Genomic DNA, 15,168 nt, shown 5'->3' on the forward strand with positions numbered 1-15,168 from the left:
TTACAAGGGAAGAGGGCGATACGCATGAAAGATGATCTGTCCCGTTTAAATCCAAGGGGAGAAATCGAAGAGACGGCCTCCTTATCGAAAAAAAATATAAGCAAATTTGTGTTTCCTTCCATATTAGGCGTGTTCTTGTTTATGACCCCCCTTTCTTATGATGGGAGCGTCACTATTCCGGTAGCACTGCTGGCAGGTGCCCTGCAGGGCGCCCTGAGTAGCGCTTTGCCTTTTATTATCACTGCAGCCATTGCGTTAACATTCGTTTGTACAGTTCTCATGAAGTGGACCCGGGCTTCTTTCGTCGCTGAAGACAGTTTTTTTTACAGGCTATTTCATGTCAACACGCCCTGGACCGTCATACGGGGAATAGCCGTGATTGCTGCCGTTATGACGGTGTGGGAAATCGGGCCGGAATTTATTTGGTCCGAAAACACCGGGGGCCTGTTGATGTACGATCTGCTTCCTATTTTGTTTACAGTTTTCTTGTTTGCAGGCCTGTTTTTACCCTTGCTGCTTAATTTTGGGTTACTGGAATTGTGCAGTGCTTTTTTTACGAAAGTGATGCGCCCGCTGTTTACGCTTCCGGGACGTTCGTCGATTGACTGCCTGGCTTCGTGGCTGGGGGACGGCACGGTAGGCGTATTATTAACCAATAAACAATACGAAGAGGGATATTATTCCGAGCGAGAAGCTGCGGTAATCGGCACGACGTTTTCGTTAGTATCCATTACGTTCAGCATTGTAATCATCACTTATCTGGATCTTTTGCACATGTTTGGGCCTTACTATTTTTCCATCGTACTCGCTGGAGGGGCCTGCGCTTTGATTATTCCCCGGGTGCCGCCGCTTTCGAGAAAATCACATAAGTTATCGAACGGAAGCTATCAGAAAGCAGACGAGGAAAAGCCGGCACATCTTAATATATTTCAATGGGGCGTTATGAAGGCTGCGGGAAAGGCTGCCAAGACAAAAGTGTTTTCATCTGTCTTTCGGGGCGGGGCAAAAAACGTTTTAGATATGTGGCTCGGCGTTCTTCCGGTCGTTATGGCCTTTGGTGTCATTACACTAATAATTGCCGAGTATACGCCTTTCTTTAATTACCTGGGAGCGCCTTTTATCCCTTTATTATCACTAATGCAGGTGCCTGAAGCTGTACAGGCAGCGCCGACAATGGTGATAGGGTTTGCCGACATGTTCCTGCCGGCAGTTATTGGAAGCGGCATTGAGAGCGAATTAACCCGTTTCGTGATCGCGGTGGTTTCTGTCAGCCAGCTTATTTACATGTCTGAAGTCGGCGGGCTGCTTTTGGGCTCTAAAATTCCAGTGAAAATGAGTGATCTCATCATCATCTTTTTGCAGCGCACGGTGATTGTGCTGCCAGTAGCTGTAGGAATGGCACATCTCTTATTTTAAAGACAAATATTTTTGCAAAGCGCTGAAAAATTATTTGTCTTATGACAAAATCCGATAAATTATAACCGGTAATTATAATGAGTTTTTTGGCATGGATATTGCATATAAATAGTAAAGAAAGAAGAAGGAGGTTGTTCAAGATGAAAACAAAAATTTCATCTGAGAATATCATTGAACGAACAAGCGCTCACGGAGCCAAAAACTATAAACCATTGCCGGTGGTTATTGCTGAAGCCTCGGGCGTATGGGTAAAGGATCCCGAGGGAAATGAATATATGGATATGTTAAGTGCCTACTCTGCAGTCAATCAGGGCCACCGCCATCCTAAAATTATTCAGGCTCTGAAAGACCAGGCCGACCGGGTTACGTTAACGTCCAGGGCCTTCCATAATGACCAGTTGGCGTCTTTCTATGAAATGGTTTCAACATGGACAGGAAAAGAAATGGTGCTCCCGATGAATACAGGCACAGAAGCAGTGGAAACGGCCGTCAAAGCGATCCGCCGCTGGGGCTATGAAAGGAAAGGGATTCCGGAAGGACAGGCAGAAATTATCGCATGTGAAGGGAACTTCCATGGCCGGACCATGAGTGCGGTTTCCCTTTCTTCTGAGTCAGAATATCAACGAGGATTTGCCCCTCTTTTGCCGGGAATAAAAGTGATTCCTTACGGAGATGCGGAGGCTCTTCAGCAGGCCATCACATCGAATACGGCCGGTTTTATTTTTGAACCCATTCAAGGAGAAGCTGGAGTAATTATTCCGCCGGAAGGCTTTTTAAAAGAAGCACAGGCGATTTGCGAGAAGGAAAATGTTTTGTTTGTAGCCGATGAAATCCAGTCCGGACTGGGACGGGCAGGCAAAGTATTTGCCTGCGACTGGGAAGATGTTGTACCCGACATGTACATTATCGGCAAAGCCCTTGGCGGCGGTGTTTTTCCCGTTTCCTGCGTAGCGGCCCATGAAGATATTCTCGGCGTGTTTACCCCGGGGTCCCATGGTTCCACCTTTGGCGGCAACCCTATGGCCTGTGCGGTTTCGGTAGCCTCGCTCGAAGTCATTCAGGAGGAGCAGCTGGTGGAACGTTCCCTGGAGCTCGGGGGTTATTTTAAAGATAAATTAGCTGCTATCCATCATTCTCATATCAAAGAAGTACGGGGGCGCGGTTTATTTATTGGCATGGAGCTCACCGTTCCAGCCCGCTCTTATTGTGAACAACTAAAAGAACTTGGGCTGTTATGCAAGGAGACACATGAAAATGTCATCCGCTTTTCTCCGCCGCTTACGATCCAGCAGGAAGAATTGGATTGGGCGATTGAGCAAATCAATAAAATTTTTACGAAAGAACAATAAGAGGAGGAATTCCCATGTATACCACCTACCATCATGAACCCTTCACCGATTTCACCGATGAACAGAACCGCCAGGCATTTGCGGACGCGATCAAGGACGTCGAAAAAAATCTTGGCCAGGACTACCCGCTGATTATTGGCGGTGAGCGGATCATCACGGGCGAAAAGCTGGTGTCCACCAACCCGGCCAATAAAAAGAAAGTGGTCGGCCGGGTCTCCAAAGCCAATCCCGCCCTGATTAATCAGGCCTTCGATGCGGCCAGCAAAGCGTTTCGATCCTGGCGGACGACCAGTGCCGATGCCCGGGCGGAAGTGATGTTCCGGGCTGCTGCCACCATGCGCCGCCGGAAGCATGAACTCTCGGCCACGCTCGTCAAAGAGGGCGGCAAGCCCTGGAAGGAAGCCGATGCGGATGTGGCCGAAGCCATTGATTTCGTGGAATATTATGCCCGCCAGATGCTCGAGCTGAAAAACGGCAAGCCTATCAACAGCCGCGAGGGAGAATACAACCAGTACATCTACCAGCCGCTCGGGGTGGCTGTGACCATTCCCCCGTGGAATTTCGCCTGCGCGATCATGGTGGGCACCACGGTCGCCCCGCTGGTGACGGGCAATACCGTGCTGTTAAAGCCGGCCGAGCCGACCCCGGTGATCGCGGCGAAGTTTGTCGATATTTTGATCGAATCCGGCGTGCCGGACGGCGTCATTAACTTCGTCCCCGGGGACCCCGAAGCCATCGGCGATCACCTCGTGGATCATCCCCAAACCGCGCTGATCAGCTTCACCGGCTCCCGGGCCACCGGCACACGCCTGTATCAAAAAGCCGCCGCCATTCAGGAGGGCCAGCAGCACCTGAAGCGGACGATCGTGGAAATGGGCGGCAAGGATACGGTGGTCGTCGACAGCGACGCAGATCTTGATACGGCCGCGGAGGCGATTATTAACTCTGCTTACGGCTTTTCCGGCCAGAAATGCTCGGCCGGGTCCCGGGTCGTCGCTCACGAGGATGTGTACGACGAGGTTCTAAGCAAAGTGGAACAAAAGGCGAAAGCATTGGCGGTCGGGGACCCGGCGTCCTATGACACCTACATGGGCCCGGTCATCAACCAGAAGGCCTTTGACAAAATCACCGGCTATATCGAGATCGGTAAACAGGAGGGCCGGCTGGTGGCCGGCGGAACGAGCGACGACTCCAACGGATACTTCATTGATCCGACCATCTTTGCCGACGTGGACCCGAACGCACGTCTGATGCAGGAGGAGATCTTCGGCCCGGTCGTGGCGTTTACGAAAGCCTCTTCCTACGAAGAAGCCATCGACATTGCCAACAATACGGAGTACGGCTTAACCGGGGCCGTCATCTCCAATACCATCGACCATCTGGAGTACGCGAAGCTGCATTTTCACGTCGGCAACCTGTATTTCAACCGCAACTGCACCGGCGCCATCGTCGGCTATCATCCCTTTGGCGGCTTTAAAATGTCCGGCACCGATGCCAAGGCCGGCGGTCCGGATTACCTGATTCAGCATATGCATCCGAAGACCATCAGCCATGCGCTTTAATATGTAAGGAGGCTATTTCCATATACTGAAAAAAGTACGCGCAGAGGCGGATTAGCCAGCTGCGCGTACTTTTTCATTAATCACTTTTTGTAGGCATCTTTAACGCCAGGTCTGCTTTTTTCAAATCATGATCGACTTGTTCTTTCATATCATAAGCATGGTACATTTCATTTTCAATCATAAAGGAAGCAACTTTATGATGAAGGTCGATCGCTTCATTTAGTTGTTTTTTTAGTACTTCAAGTACTTCCGGGCTGGCAGTTTCGGTGATGGCAACCGCATAGGTGCGTACCGCTGATTTAGAGGTGACTAACAGATCGGTGGCGATCACTTCATCGTTAATCAAGTCTTTGTTGGCGATTTTGTCTAAAATACTGCTCATGCTATTCCTCCTTTTATTTTGATTGTTCAAGAAGCTCCCGTAATTCTTGAACGGCTTGCTGGGAAGTTACGGCGCTTTCTTCAAGCAGCTGCTTTAATTGTTTGTCAGTAGCAAGCCCCTGCATCATAGAAGCTTTAGCTGTTGCTGCGGCTTTTACCTGCAGAAGCTCATGGATTTCAATGATTTCATGGGAAGCATAATTATCAGCCATCATGTTTCCTCCTTTCTGTTAAAAATGATAAACACCAAGCAGAGTATCCCCGCTTTTAAAGCAATAAAAAAAGCCAGGAGAAGAGTAGGATTCTTCTCTGGCTTACAGGACAGCTATTACTGTCTGTTGCTACCATACCGGTTTTTGCTATTGCATGTTACATCTATACCTTTCTTCTTATAAATCGAAACGTAAGATTTGTTTAAGTAATAGTAATAAAAAAACTCATCGCTTTTTCAATGTGATGGTAAAGGTATTACGGGTTTATCCGGGGCCGGAATTGGTAAAAGATAAAGATAAACTCATATTATGCAGGCTGAACAGTTGGAGGAGAGAACTATGCCATATTTTACTTCAGATGATACATCAATTTACTATGAAAGCCGGGGAGAAGGGCCGGTGCTGATATTTGTATCCCCGCCCGGGCTCGGCTGCGCGGCTTTTGAACAGCAGCACCCCCTTGCAGATGATTTCCAGGTGGTAACGTTTGATCCGCGAGGCAACGGCAGAAGCGAGCGGGGAAACATAAGCGAAAACATCATCGAGCAGTGGACAGAGGATATATACGCGCTGGCCAGCCATCTTCAGGCGGGCCAAGTCACCCTGTGCGGCTATTCGTATGGCGGATTGCCGAGCCAGTTGTTTGCTTACCGCTACCCGGAAAAGACGGCAGCGCTAATAATGATCAGCAGTTTTCCAAGGGTGCGGACCTGGATGCTGGCAGGGAAATTCCGCCTTGGCATATGGAGTACGTACGAAAACCTTATCGGCACCATTGGCAAAGCGCTTGCTTTTTCTCACACAAGCGACCAGGAGCAACAGAAACGTATTGACTGGAATATTGAAAACAGCAGCCCGGATGTGTTGGAGCGTATGTACCAAAACGGAAGGTCTCAGGATAATAGGAGCCTGCTTCCAGCGATCACATGCCCGGTGATGACGATTTTTGGCACCAACGATGTGTTTGTGAAAAAAAACCAGCATGACTTTCGTACATACCTGCCAGGGATGCACAATGTGCACATTCAAGGCAAAGCCCACCAGCTGCCAACGAGGGCTGCCGAGGAAATGAACGCTATTATCCGGAAGTTTGTTGCGGAAAGCCAAAGCGCTTCCAGCAGCCAGCCGGCAGAATCAACGTAACGGGATATGGATACATTGCTTCATGGCTGCCGGCAGTAAAGCCGGCTTTTTTTGCTTAATAAAAGCAACAGCTGTTTTAGAATGAAAAAAGACAATTCTTTATTGGCTTTTTTCGAATCCTTATTGCTCATCTAGTAAAGCCTCCTTCAAGGCTGGTATGTCAAGGCTCTTTCTTTTCTGCATGCATGACAAATGCTTTTTTTATTATGACATTCATTCCTCGATGGAGTTAGAGAAACCGTGGAAGCATTTTGAAAGACAAGACTTAACATTTGCTAAGTCTGATAAGGGTCGGTACAATGATGCCCATTCAAGTGAATTGAATCAGAGGGAGTCTTCCCGGAACCAAACATGAAGGAGTGTCTACACATGGAACTATTTAATAACACCGGAAAAGTCGCATTGATCACCGGCGGAGGCAGCGGTATTGGCAAAACAGCGGCCGAAGCACTATCGGAAAGCGGAGCGACCGTAGCGCTGGTAGGCCGCACGCTGCAAAAAGTCGAGGATGCGGCTGCGGACATCCAGCAAAAAACCGGCGGCACGGTTAAAGGCTACCAGGGAGACGTAACAAAAACGGAAGATCTGCAGCGCTTTGTGCGCGCCGTGTATGACGATCTTGGATCCATTGATATTCTGGTTAATAACGCTGGCACCCTCGCTCCGGGCACGATCGACAGCCTGAGCGAAGAGGAGTGGGACCAGGTGATGGATACGAACGCGAAGTCCATCTTCTTTACGACCCAGGCCGTCGTGCCTTACATGAAAGAACAGGATTATGGCCGCGTGATTAACACGGCATCGGTGGCCGGCGACATCAGCCTGTCCTTTAGTTCGGTGTATGGCACCAGTAAAGCTGCTGCGATCCATCAGACCAAGCAGCTCTCGCTAGAGCTGGCGCCGTATAATATCACCGTGAACGCGATCAGCCCGTGGTTCTTCCAGACGGACATGAATGAAAGCGAACTGGCGGACGATAGCTTCCGCTCCGCGGTCGAGAATCGGACCCCAATGAAACGGCTCGGCCAGCTGGAAGAATTAAAAACATCGTATCTCTTCTTTGCTTCCGCAGGATCGAGTTATGTCAGCGGCCAGAACGTCTTTGTCGATGGCGCCCTGACCGTCTACGGTTTATAAAAGTAAGCCCAGTGGAGGAAAAAACCTTCGGAATAGATTAAGACATGATTGGAAGAGGAGAGATAGTGATGGCATCATTACAAGAGGATATCAGCAAATACAAAGAACAATTTAAGCAGAACGCCCCGGAAGAAAAGCAGCGCCTGATGGCCCAGGCTACTAAGGAGCTTGAAGCTTCCGGCGTGGCCCAGGGATTACAGGTAGGGGATGAAGTGCCCGAACTTGAGCTTCCGGACGCTACAGGAACGACCGTTTCCCTGTCGGATAAACTGTCGGAAGGCCTGGTTATTCTCACTTTCTATCGTGGAGGCTGGTGCCCGTATTGCAATCTGGAGCTGAACGCTTACCAGCGGGAGCTGAAGGCTGTCCAGGAGGCAGGAGCCACCTTAATAGCGGTTTCCCCGGAAACACCGGATGCTTCATTATCGACAAAGGAAAAAAACGAGCTTGAATTTACCGTGCTGAGTGATGAGGGCAATCATGCAGCGAAACGATTCGACCTGGTTTTCCCGATGCCGGATTATTTGATCGAGGTCTATCAGCAGTCCGGCCTGGATGTAGCAGGGCATAACGGGAACGAAGACTGGGAGCTTCCCAAACCTGCTACGTTTGTCATTGATCCCTCCGGTAAGATTGTGTTTGCCGAGGTGGATTCTGATTATACGAAGCGGACCGAGCCTTCGAAGGTAGTTGAAATAGCGTCTAACTATTAAAGGCAGGCGTGTTTTAGTGTTAGATGAAAGTTTGCGGGTCTCCCCGCAAACTTTTTTATGTTGTCGGTTCAGTTTTCAGCAGAATATTTGTATTCGATTTACCGATTCTGTAATAGTTATGAATGCAGGAACATGAAAGGTGGAGATAAACATTTGGAAAAAGCTAGAGAAGCCTAGGATTACTTCAAACAACGTAGGAAAGGGTAAAGTTATTCTGCTTCCGAAAGCAAATGATGATTTATAAATATGAATTATTCATTAGAGCAAAAATGGAATATTAATATGATTCAGGGGCCCTTTATCACCACATTTTTGCAGCTGGGGTTTATTGCTGGAGCTCTTACTTCTGCTTTTATTGGTTTTGCAGACAAGTACAAGCCATGTACAATATTTATTGTTTCGAGTATTTTGGGAGCTTTTTTGAATGCCCTATTTATTTTTTCCCCTTTATTTGAAATAGGCTTAGCTCTTCGTTTTTTCACAGGTGTTTCTTTAGCGGGAGTGTATCCTATAGCGGTAAAGTTAGTATCTTTATGGTTTGACGATAATAAGGGAGTGAGCTTGGAAAAAAGGCAAATGAAACAAAAAAGTGCCCCGCTTATTCCGAAAGCATTGGAATGAGCGGGGGAAATTAGAAATTGTTTAGGTGTATTTTTGAATTTGTTCCATCAGCTGTTCTTTTGGCTGAAAACCAACAATCTGCTCCACCACTTCACCATCTTTAAATAAAAGCATAGTCGGGATGCTCATGATGCCGAATTCGCCGGCCGTGGCTTGGTTGTCATCGACATTTAGTTTAGCGATGGTCACTTGATCGCCAATTTCTTCATTAATTTCTTCTAAAACAGGGGCGATCATTTTACAAGGGCCGCACCACGGAGCCCAAAAGTCAGTTAATACAACACCTTCAGATATTTCCTGATGAAAATCATTGTCTGTAACATGTACAATAGCCATTTACAATCTCTCCTTATTCAGTGATATGAGTGATAACGCCAATCGTAATACTAAGAATCCTCTTAATGCAAGCTATAGGCTTTATTAGTTTCGATAAGTAAAAGACTTTAGCTTTCCATAAGCCATTGTGTTGTTCGTAAGAAAATATTTATTTCAATTTTTCAGCGTTTCAAGCACGCACCATGCAGGCACAGCTGTTTAGCTGATGATGGATAAATTAAATTTACCCCTTGATTATTAAATGAGTTTTGTTATAATGAAAGCGGTTTATTACAAAAACGTTTTTGGAAAACAACACAAACAGGAGAATGAAGATGACTTCCATTAAACAAATTGCAAAAGAAGTCGGGGCGTCAGTATCCACGGTATCGCGTGCTTTGAATGGCTATCACGATGTAAATCCGAAAACGCGGGAAAAAGTAATTGAAGCAGCTCGCAATCTCAACTACTTTCCCAGTTCTGCAGCCCGGAGTCTCGTAACGAAACGCACCTATATGATTGGTCTTTTTTTTGGGGACAATGTTAATTCAGGCTTTGAGGATCCATTTTTTCAAAAAGTACTATCGGCGATTAGAGAGCTGGTTGGTGATGCGGGATATGACCTGCTTGTTTTCACAAACAAAAACAAAGAGAGAGCGACATACACCACTCTCTGCAGGGAACGCGGAGTGGACGGCACCATATTGATATTAACCGGCAGGGAGAAGCAGGTGAACAGTCAATTGACGGATCTGCAAAACAGTGGAATTCCTTGCGTGGCCATTGATGTGCCCCTCGAGGGCGACCGGTGTACCTACGTAGAATCAGACAATTTTTTAGGAATGAAGAAAGCGGTATCATATTTAGCTGGACTTGGACACCGTCAGATTGCTTTTATCGGGGGCGATGAAGTATCCAAAATAAGTCTGGACCGGTTAAATGGTTATCGCTCCGGACTGAACGATGCAGGAATTAGTTATGACCCGGACTTGATAGAAATGGGATACTATGCCAAAGAATACGCAGAACTGGCTGTTAAAAATATATTGAAAAAGAATAAAAAAGTGACGGCCTTTGTTTGTGCGAGTGATGTGATGGCTTTTGCTGCCATAGAAACACTGCAAGAAGAGGGGTGTTCAGTGCCTGGAGAGGCGTCCGTTATAGGATTTGACGATGTTAACGAGGCTGCGGGTTATCATATCCCATTAACAACGGTAAAGCAGAATAAAGAAGAAATCGGGCGTGCAGCAACCGAACAATTACTGAAAATTATTGAAGATCCGGCTCTTTCCCCGTCGCCTATTATGATCCCGTGTGAACTGATTGTTAGACAATCTGCTGCCGAAGCGCCAAAGAAAACATAATAATTTTTTTAGATGTTTCCAAAAACGTTTTTGGAAACAAGAATTTATCCTGGGAGGAAATAAAATGGCTTTAAATGATCATCAAATTCACGAGGTAGAAGCAAAACTACAGTCAATATATGAAAGCAAAAACGCGTCTTATTTAATGACGGAGTTGTTGAATTTAGTAGACAGGTACAAAGATCAGGTACCGAATTTTTATAAAAAGGAATCATTTGTTTCGGAAAAGGATACTGTTTTGATCACTTATGGTGATTCTGTACAGGAATCAGGTGAAGCTCCTTTACAGACGCTGCATGATTTTTTGAACGATCACATTAAGCCGGTGGTGAACGGCGTCCATATTCTGCCTTTTTATCCGTACAGCTCGGATGATGGCTTCTCGGTAATAGATTATTTTCAGGTGGACCCAGAGCTCGGTGAATGGAAAGATATTGAAGCGATGTCCGCAAATTATGACTTAATGTTTGACGCAGTGATCAATCACATTTCTGCTGGGAGCGACTGGTTTCAAGGATACTTGAAAGGCGATTTGGCATACAGGGACTATTTTATCGAAGCAGATCCTGAAGCGGATTACAGTAAAGTAACGAGGCCAAGAGCACTGCCGCTTTTGACAAAATTTGAAACGGCCCATGGACCCAAACATATATGGACTACGTTTAGTGAGGATCAAATTGACTTAAACTATAAAAACCCGGACGTAACAGTAAAAATTTTAGAACTGCTTCTTTTTTACATTAGTAAAGGGGCAAAAATGATCCGGCTGGATGCTATAGGGTTTTTGTGGAAAGAAATGGGGACCACTTCTATTCATCTGGATCAGACACATAAGATGATTCAGGCCTTTAAAATTATCATTGAATCCATCGCTCCTGAAGTTATTTTAATTACAGAAACGAACGTTCCGCACAAGGATAATATTAGTTATTTTGGCTCCGGTTATAACGAAGCGGCGATGGTGTATCAGTTTCCTCTTCCTCCGTTAACATTGCATGCATTTTTAACGGGGAACGCAAAGCAGCTTTCTGAATGGGCAGACAGTCTGGAAGAAACTACAGAAGAGACAACTTTTTTTAACTTTTTAGCTTCTCATGACGGTATAGGAGTTCGTCCGGTAGAAGGCATTCTTGAGAGTGAAGAAGTAGAAAAAATGATTGAAACTGTTTATGAACATGGGGGCAAGGTCTCCTATAAAGACAACGGGAATGGCAGGAAAAGTCCTTATGAGCTAAACATCAATTATCTGGATGCGCTTTCTCACCCTGAGGATGAACAAGAGTTGAAAGCAGCACGTTTCCTGGCAGCCCAGACGATACTTCTATCGATGGCCGGGGTTCCCGGTATCTATATACACAGCTTATTTGGCTCCCGTAACTATCATCAGGGAGTGGAAGAGACTGGGCGTTTCCGTACAATCAACAGAGAAAAGATGGATCGGCAGACGTTGGAGAAGGAGCTACATGATTCAGAGTCACTTCGTTACCAGGTCTTTTCTCAATTCAAACGACTCATAGACCTGAGAACCAACGAAACAGCCTTTCACCCGAATAGTCCACAGGAAGTACTGTTTTTAAACGATCAGGTCTTTGCCTTACGGAGAACTAACAAAGATCATCCAAACGAACAAATTCTCGCATTAGTGAACGTATCCGATGAAGAACAGGAGATTGTTACGGATGCTCCTGCTGCTCAAGCCGCCGTGAAAAATCTCATAACGGGACAGCACCTGGAAGTAAATAACAACAAAATCAAAATGAGATTGAAGCCATACGAAGCTGCCTGGATTAAATAAAACCCGGGCAGTTGAAGATGGAACATATTAAAGGAGGAGCATAAAGTGAACAATTTTACGACGATAGATTTTATAGTCCTGATTGTCTATGTTATCGGAATTGCGCTATTTGGAGCTTTTTTTGGCAAAGGCCAGAAATCAACAAAAGATTATTTCCTGGGCGGGCGGAACGTGCCGTGGTGGGCCATCGGACTTTCGGTGATGGCTACCCAGGCAAGTGCGATTACGTTTATAGGTGCTCCGGGGTGGGGGTACGAAGGCGGGCTTGACCGGATTAACACGTATATTAACCTTCCGCTTGTTATGGCTTTTTTAATGGTGACCCTTGTACCGTTTTTTTACCGGACAGAAGTGTATACAGCTTATGAATACCTGGAAAGAAGGTTTGACACGAAAACAAGGTCGCTGACGGCAGCTCTGTTTCTGGTATCCAGGGGCCTTGCGACTGGGGTAGTCCTGTACGCCCCGGCTCTTGTGCTCTCAGTGGTCACCGGGTGGAATGTCAATCTGACAATCGCTCTTATGGCCATAATTGCTATCGCTTACACGGTACTGGGCGGGATTTCTGCTGTAATTTGGACTGACGTGATTCAAATGTTTGTTTTATGGCTTGGGGCCATTTTAGCGATAATTACCATAGTCGGCACACTCCCGGACGGTTTTTCGGGAGCGGTTTCCTTAGGCGCACAGGAGGGGATGCTGGAATCACTGAATTTCCAGTTTGATCTTTCCGCAGAGTATAGCATCTGGGCTGGCGTGATTGGCGGTTTTTTCCTTCACGTTGCTTACTTTGGAGCCGATCAGAGCCAGATTCAGCGTGTCCTGACGAGTAAATCAATCAAAGAAAGTAAAATGTCTTTATTAATCAGCGGTTTGTTTATTTTTCCGCAAATGCTGCTGTTTTTATTTATCGGGATTTTGCTGTATGCTTACTATCAATACGTAGGCCAGCCTGATATAGAAAACCTGAATGAACTGTTCCCGCTGTTTGTAGTAAACAATTTACCAGTAGGAATTACGGGCCTGATTATTGCCGGAGTATTTGCCGCAGCGATGTCGAGTCTGGACTCTGCTTTAAACTCTTTGTCTGCCGTAACCGTTCGTGATTTTTATGCGAAATTCCTGAAGAAAAACGGATCAGAGGCCCATTATTTAAAAGCGTCACGCTGGGCAACTATTTTCTGGGGTATCTACGCTACCATTTTTGCTTTTTTTGCCGGGAATCTGGGTCCGGTAATTGAAACGGTCAACCAGATTGGCTCTTACTTTTACGGGGCCTTGCTTGGGGTGTTTTTGTTGGCGATTTTTGTCCGGCGGGCGAACGGCACAGGAGCTTTTGCCGGCGTGATCGCAGGTATGGCAGCTGTCTGGCTTGTTATTACATTTGCAGAAATTTCGTGGTTATATAACAACGCGGTTGGCGCTGTTGTTTCGGTCCTTGTCGGGTATGGTGTAAGTCTGCTCGCTCCAGCTCCTAAAAAAGAGAAAACCCAAGGCTTGATCTTTGGCGATAAGGAACCGCTGCAGGAAGAACTGGAAAAACGCCAATCGCAGGCAGAAAAGGTAAAAGAATTAGAAGAGGAACGCTCGATGAAAAAATGGCCATATATTCTTATTGCTTATTTTTTCGTTACGCTGATAATTCTTTACTTATTCCAAGTAGCATAGGGCGGGGGAAAAATGAACAAATATGTCCTGAACGCAGCGTTAGATCAACAAGAGGCAGTCAGAAATATGAAAGAACATCGACAGAATTTTATCGAAAAGTGGCGACGTTTATTTAAAAAAGAAAAGAGCAAGCTTATTTCGATTGAAAAACTGTATCTTCCATTCTGGTGCTTTAAATATGAATACAGCAGCAAGCAGCTTAAAAGCAAAATTGAAGGTCAAGTAGCGATAGAAACCTACAGGCACCATACCGCCATTTTGCCGGACAGCACCACTTTTCTTGATTTTGAAGAAGGTCTTCCAGTACTGCCGGTGAAAGGGAAGCCAGTGCCTGAAGCAGCCCGGAATGAAATTTACTGGGAAGCGTTTGGGAGAGAAAAGAAACGAAAAGATATTAAAATCGACATTATCGATACAGCTCTTTTATATGTTCCTTACTGGGTAGGATACGTAAGCGGGCAAGAGTGGGATATTATCATTGCGGATGCGACCACTGGGAAAATTGATCTTGGCCTGAAAGACGCCATGCTCGAAGCGATAATGGCCAGTGCTGCACATAAGGAGGGAAAGAAAAATCCCCAACGATAAAATATTCTATTGATTCCAAAAAATGATGGGATTTTTGTAATCGATTGCAACAACATAGTAAAACCCCGACGTTTTAATAGACCTCGGGGTTTTTCTTTAAAGAATATATCAGTGTGTCAGCTTAAGAGGCTTCTATTAATAGGAAGCTTCTTGTTTTGTCTGAATAAAAAAGCCGTCTTTGTTGCTCCACTCCACAAGATAAAGATCATTCAACTGATGGCCCCGGCGTTGTAATTCTTCATTTAAACGAGTCGGTTCTAAACCGGAAGCTGTTAAATTCGACTGATGAATAGCACCATTTTCAACTATTAAAAACGTAGGTTCGTTTCTTGACACTCGCTCAAAATAGTCACCTTTAGAGAGAGGTTCTTCTTCTGCTTTTTCTAATACACTAACAGTCCCGCTCGTTTCAAGTACAGCGTATTCAACTTCACGCAAGGAGAATATACCCTGCATGCGGAGCAGCGTACGCAGCTGCTCCAATTCCAATTTATTTTTCTTTAAATTTTTATAATGAACCTTTCCATCCTGAACAAGAACAGCATTGCCTCCTTTAATAAACCAGCGGAAAGCATCGTATTTTTGAGCCAGTGTTTCTAAAATATAAATTAACAGTCCCCAAACCACAAAAGTGAAAACAATATGGTACCACTGAGTCTGGGTGGAATATAATCCTTCTTCAACAATGCCTCCAAGAATCAGGACGTAAACAAAATCTAAGGGGGTGACCTGCGCCAACTGCTTTTTTCCAAGCATTCTGGTAATAATGATGACGCCAACGATTCCGATACCCAGAGAAATAATAATGGACATGAACATTATAGAAGCTCCTTTCTTTTAGAAGGCCGCGCCGAGCGAGCGCCTTAGCCAGCGTGGGAAAAATTATTGGAACAATGTTTATTAA

General features: G+C 45.8%; 15 protein-coding genes. 11 read left to right on the forward strand and 4 right to left on the reverse strand.

The annotated features are described in order from the left end of the window. Positions 1-24: 24 nt before the first annotated feature. The 3 genes from CHL76_RS08370 (at position 25) to pruA (ending at position 4,327) form a co-directional block, all read left to right on the forward strand. Positions 25-1,416 carry a YjiH family protein gene (locus CHL76_RS08370; RefSeq protein ID WP_094908310.1) on the forward strand — a complete coding sequence of 464 codons (1,392 nt, stop codon included), beginning with the start codon at positions 25-27 and terminating at the stop codon, positions 1,414-1,416. Positions 1,417-1,556: 140 nt separating this feature from the next. Further along, positions 1,557-2,765, forward strand: coding sequence for an ornithine--oxo-acid transaminase (locus CHL76_RS08375; protein ID WP_079476276.1), 1,209 nt, complete (start codon positions 1,557-1,559; stop codon positions 2,763-2,765). A 14-nt stretch (positions 2,766-2,779) separates the two neighbouring features. Then, on the forward strand, positions 2,780-4,327 hold the full coding sequence (pruA, locus tag CHL76_RS08380) for an L-glutamate gamma-semialdehyde dehydrogenase (RefSeq protein ID WP_094908311.1): 1,548 nt from the start codon (positions 2,780-2,782) through the stop codon (positions 4,325-4,327). Positions 4,328-4,403: 76 nt separating this feature from the next. On the opposite strand, the gene CHL76_RS08385 is transcribed toward pruA, so the two are convergent. Both CHL76_RS08385 and CHL76_RS08390 read right to left on the reverse strand, forming a co-directional pair. Then, positions 4,404-4,709: a spore coat protein gene (locus CHL76_RS08385; RefSeq protein WP_094908312.1), complete on the reverse strand. Its 306-nt coding sequence runs from the start codon at positions 4,707-4,709 to the stop codon at positions 4,404-4,406. A gap of 13 nt (positions 4,710-4,722) precedes the next feature. After that, positions 4,723-4,920: a hypothetical protein gene (locus CHL76_RS08390; protein ID WP_233133290.1), complete on the reverse strand. Its 198-nt coding sequence runs from the start codon at positions 4,918-4,920 to the stop codon at positions 4,723-4,725. 339 nt (positions 4,921-5,259) lie between these two features. On the opposite strand from CHL76_RS08390, the gene CHL76_RS08395 reads away from it, so the two are divergent. The 4 genes from CHL76_RS08395 (at position 5,260) to CHL76_RS08410 (ending at position 8,534) form a co-directional block, all read left to right on the forward strand. Further along, a complete protein-coding gene (locus tag CHL76_RS08395; RefSeq protein WP_158219117.1) occupies positions 5,260-6,063 on the forward strand; it encodes an alpha/beta fold hydrolase in 804 nt (267 codons plus the stop codon). Between the two features lie 369 nt (positions 6,064-6,432). Then, a complete protein-coding gene (locus CHL76_RS08400; protein WP_079476281.1) occupies positions 6,433-7,200 on the forward strand; it encodes an SDR family NAD(P)-dependent oxidoreductase in 768 nt (255 codons plus the stop codon). A gap of 68 nt (positions 7,201-7,268) precedes the next feature. Continuing rightward, entirely contained in the window at positions 7,269-7,913 is a 645-nt protein-coding gene (locus CHL76_RS08405) for a peroxiredoxin-like family protein (protein WP_094908314.1), read from the forward strand. Between the two features lie 246 nt (positions 7,914-8,159). After that, positions 8,160-8,534, forward strand: coding sequence for an MFS transporter (locus CHL76_RS08410; protein WP_094908315.1), 375 nt, complete (start codon positions 8,160-8,162; stop codon positions 8,532-8,534). 21 nt (positions 8,535-8,555) lie between these two features. Here CHL76_RS08410 and trxA read toward each other — a convergent pair whose 3' ends face one another. After that, the gene (gene trxA / locus CHL76_RS08415) at positions 8,556-8,870 is read right to left on the reverse strand and encodes a thioredoxin (protein ID WP_079476285.1); all 315 of its coding nucleotides are present in this window, start codon (positions 8,868-8,870) and stop codon (positions 8,556-8,558) included. 314 nt (positions 8,871-9,184) lie between these two features. Here trxA and CHL76_RS08420 point away from each other — a divergent pair, with 314 nt between their 5' ends. The 4 genes from CHL76_RS08420 to CHL76_RS08435 all read left to right on the forward strand — a co-directional run bounded on the left by CHL76_RS08420 (position 9,185) and on the right by CHL76_RS08435 (position 14,264). After that, entirely contained in the window at positions 9,185-10,213 is a 1,029-nt protein-coding gene (locus CHL76_RS08420) for a LacI family DNA-binding transcriptional regulator (protein WP_158219118.1), read from the forward strand. 64 nt (positions 10,214-10,277) lie between these two features. Beyond that, on the forward strand, positions 10,278-12,008 hold the full coding sequence (locus tag CHL76_RS08425; protein ID WP_094908317.1) for an alpha-amylase family glycosyl hydrolase: 1,731 nt from the start codon (positions 10,278-10,280) through the stop codon (positions 12,006-12,008). A gap of 45 nt (positions 12,009-12,053) precedes the next feature. Beyond that, a complete protein-coding gene (locus CHL76_RS08430) occupies positions 12,054-13,676 on the forward strand; it encodes a sodium:solute symporter family protein (protein WP_094908318.1) in 1,623 nt (540 codons plus the stop codon). 12 nt (positions 13,677-13,688) lie between these two features. Further along, positions 13,689-14,264 carry a hypothetical protein gene (locus CHL76_RS08435; protein WP_079476289.1) on the forward strand — a complete coding sequence of 192 codons (576 nt, stop codon included), beginning with the start codon at positions 13,689-13,691 and terminating at the stop codon, positions 14,262-14,264. Positions 14,265-14,399: 135 nt separating this feature from the next. On the opposite strand, the gene CHL76_RS08440 is transcribed toward CHL76_RS08435, so the two are convergent. Further along, positions 14,400-15,077 carry a DUF421 domain-containing protein gene (locus CHL76_RS08440; RefSeq protein ID WP_158219119.1) on the reverse strand — a complete coding sequence of 226 codons (678 nt, stop codon included), beginning with the start codon at positions 15,075-15,077 and terminating at the stop codon, positions 14,400-14,402. Between the last annotated feature and the right edge of the window lie 91 nt (positions 15,078-15,168).

It is taken from the genome of Marinococcus halophilus, from assembly GCF_002265875.1.
Classification (GTDB): domain Bacteria; phylum Bacillota; class Bacilli; order Bacillales; family Marinococcaceae; genus Marinococcus; species Marinococcus halophilus.

Excerpts from the sequence above, each read along its gene's own strand:
- CHL76_RS08370 (WP_094908310.1), top strand. The coding sequence starts at position 25 with ATGAAAGATGATCTGTCCCGTTTAAATCCAAGGGGAGAAATCGAAGAG.
- CHL76_RS08375 (WP_079476276.1), top strand. The coding sequence starts at position 1,557 with ATGAAAACAAAAATTTCATCTGAGAATATCATTGAACGAACAAGCGCT.
- pruA (WP_094908311.1), top strand. The coding sequence starts at position 2,780 with ATGTATACCACCTACCATCATGAACCCTTCACCGATTTCACCGATGAA.
- CHL76_RS08385 (WP_094908312.1), bottom strand. The coding sequence starts at position 4,709 with ATGAGCAGTATTTTAGACAAAATCGCCAACAAAGACTTGATTAACGAT.
- CHL76_RS08390 (WP_233133290.1), bottom strand. The coding sequence starts at position 4,920 with ATGGCTGATAATTATGCTTCCCATGAAATCATTGAAATCCATGAGCTT.
- CHL76_RS08395 (WP_158219117.1), top strand. The coding sequence starts at position 5,260 with ATGCCATATTTTACTTCAGATGATACATCAATTTACTATGAAAGCCGG.
- CHL76_RS08400 (WP_079476281.1), top strand. The coding sequence starts at position 6,433 with ATGGAACTATTTAATAACACCGGAAAAGTCGCATTGATCACCGGCGGA.
- CHL76_RS08405 (WP_094908314.1), top strand. The coding sequence starts at position 7,269 with ATGGCATCATTACAAGAGGATATCAGCAAATACAAAGAACAATTTAAG.
- CHL76_RS08410 (WP_094908315.1), top strand. The coding sequence starts at position 8,160 with ATGAATTATTCATTAGAGCAAAAATGGAATATTAATATGATTCAGGGG.
- trxA (WP_079476285.1), bottom strand. The coding sequence starts at position 8,870 with ATGGCTATTGTACATGTTACAGACAATGATTTTCATCAGGAAATATCT.
- CHL76_RS08420 (WP_158219118.1), top strand. The coding sequence starts at position 9,185 with ATGACTTCCATTAAACAAATTGCAAAAGAAGTCGGGGCGTCAGTATCC.
- CHL76_RS08425 (WP_094908317.1), top strand. The coding sequence starts at position 10,278 with ATGGCTTTAAATGATCATCAAATTCACGAGGTAGAAGCAAAACTACAG.
- CHL76_RS08435 (WP_079476289.1), top strand. The coding sequence starts at position 13,689 with ATGAACAAATATGTCCTGAACGCAGCGTTAGATCAACAAGAGGCAGTC.
- CHL76_RS08440 (WP_158219119.1), bottom strand. The coding sequence starts at position 15,077 with ATGTCCATTATTATTTCTCTGGGTATCGGAATCGTTGGCGTCATCATT.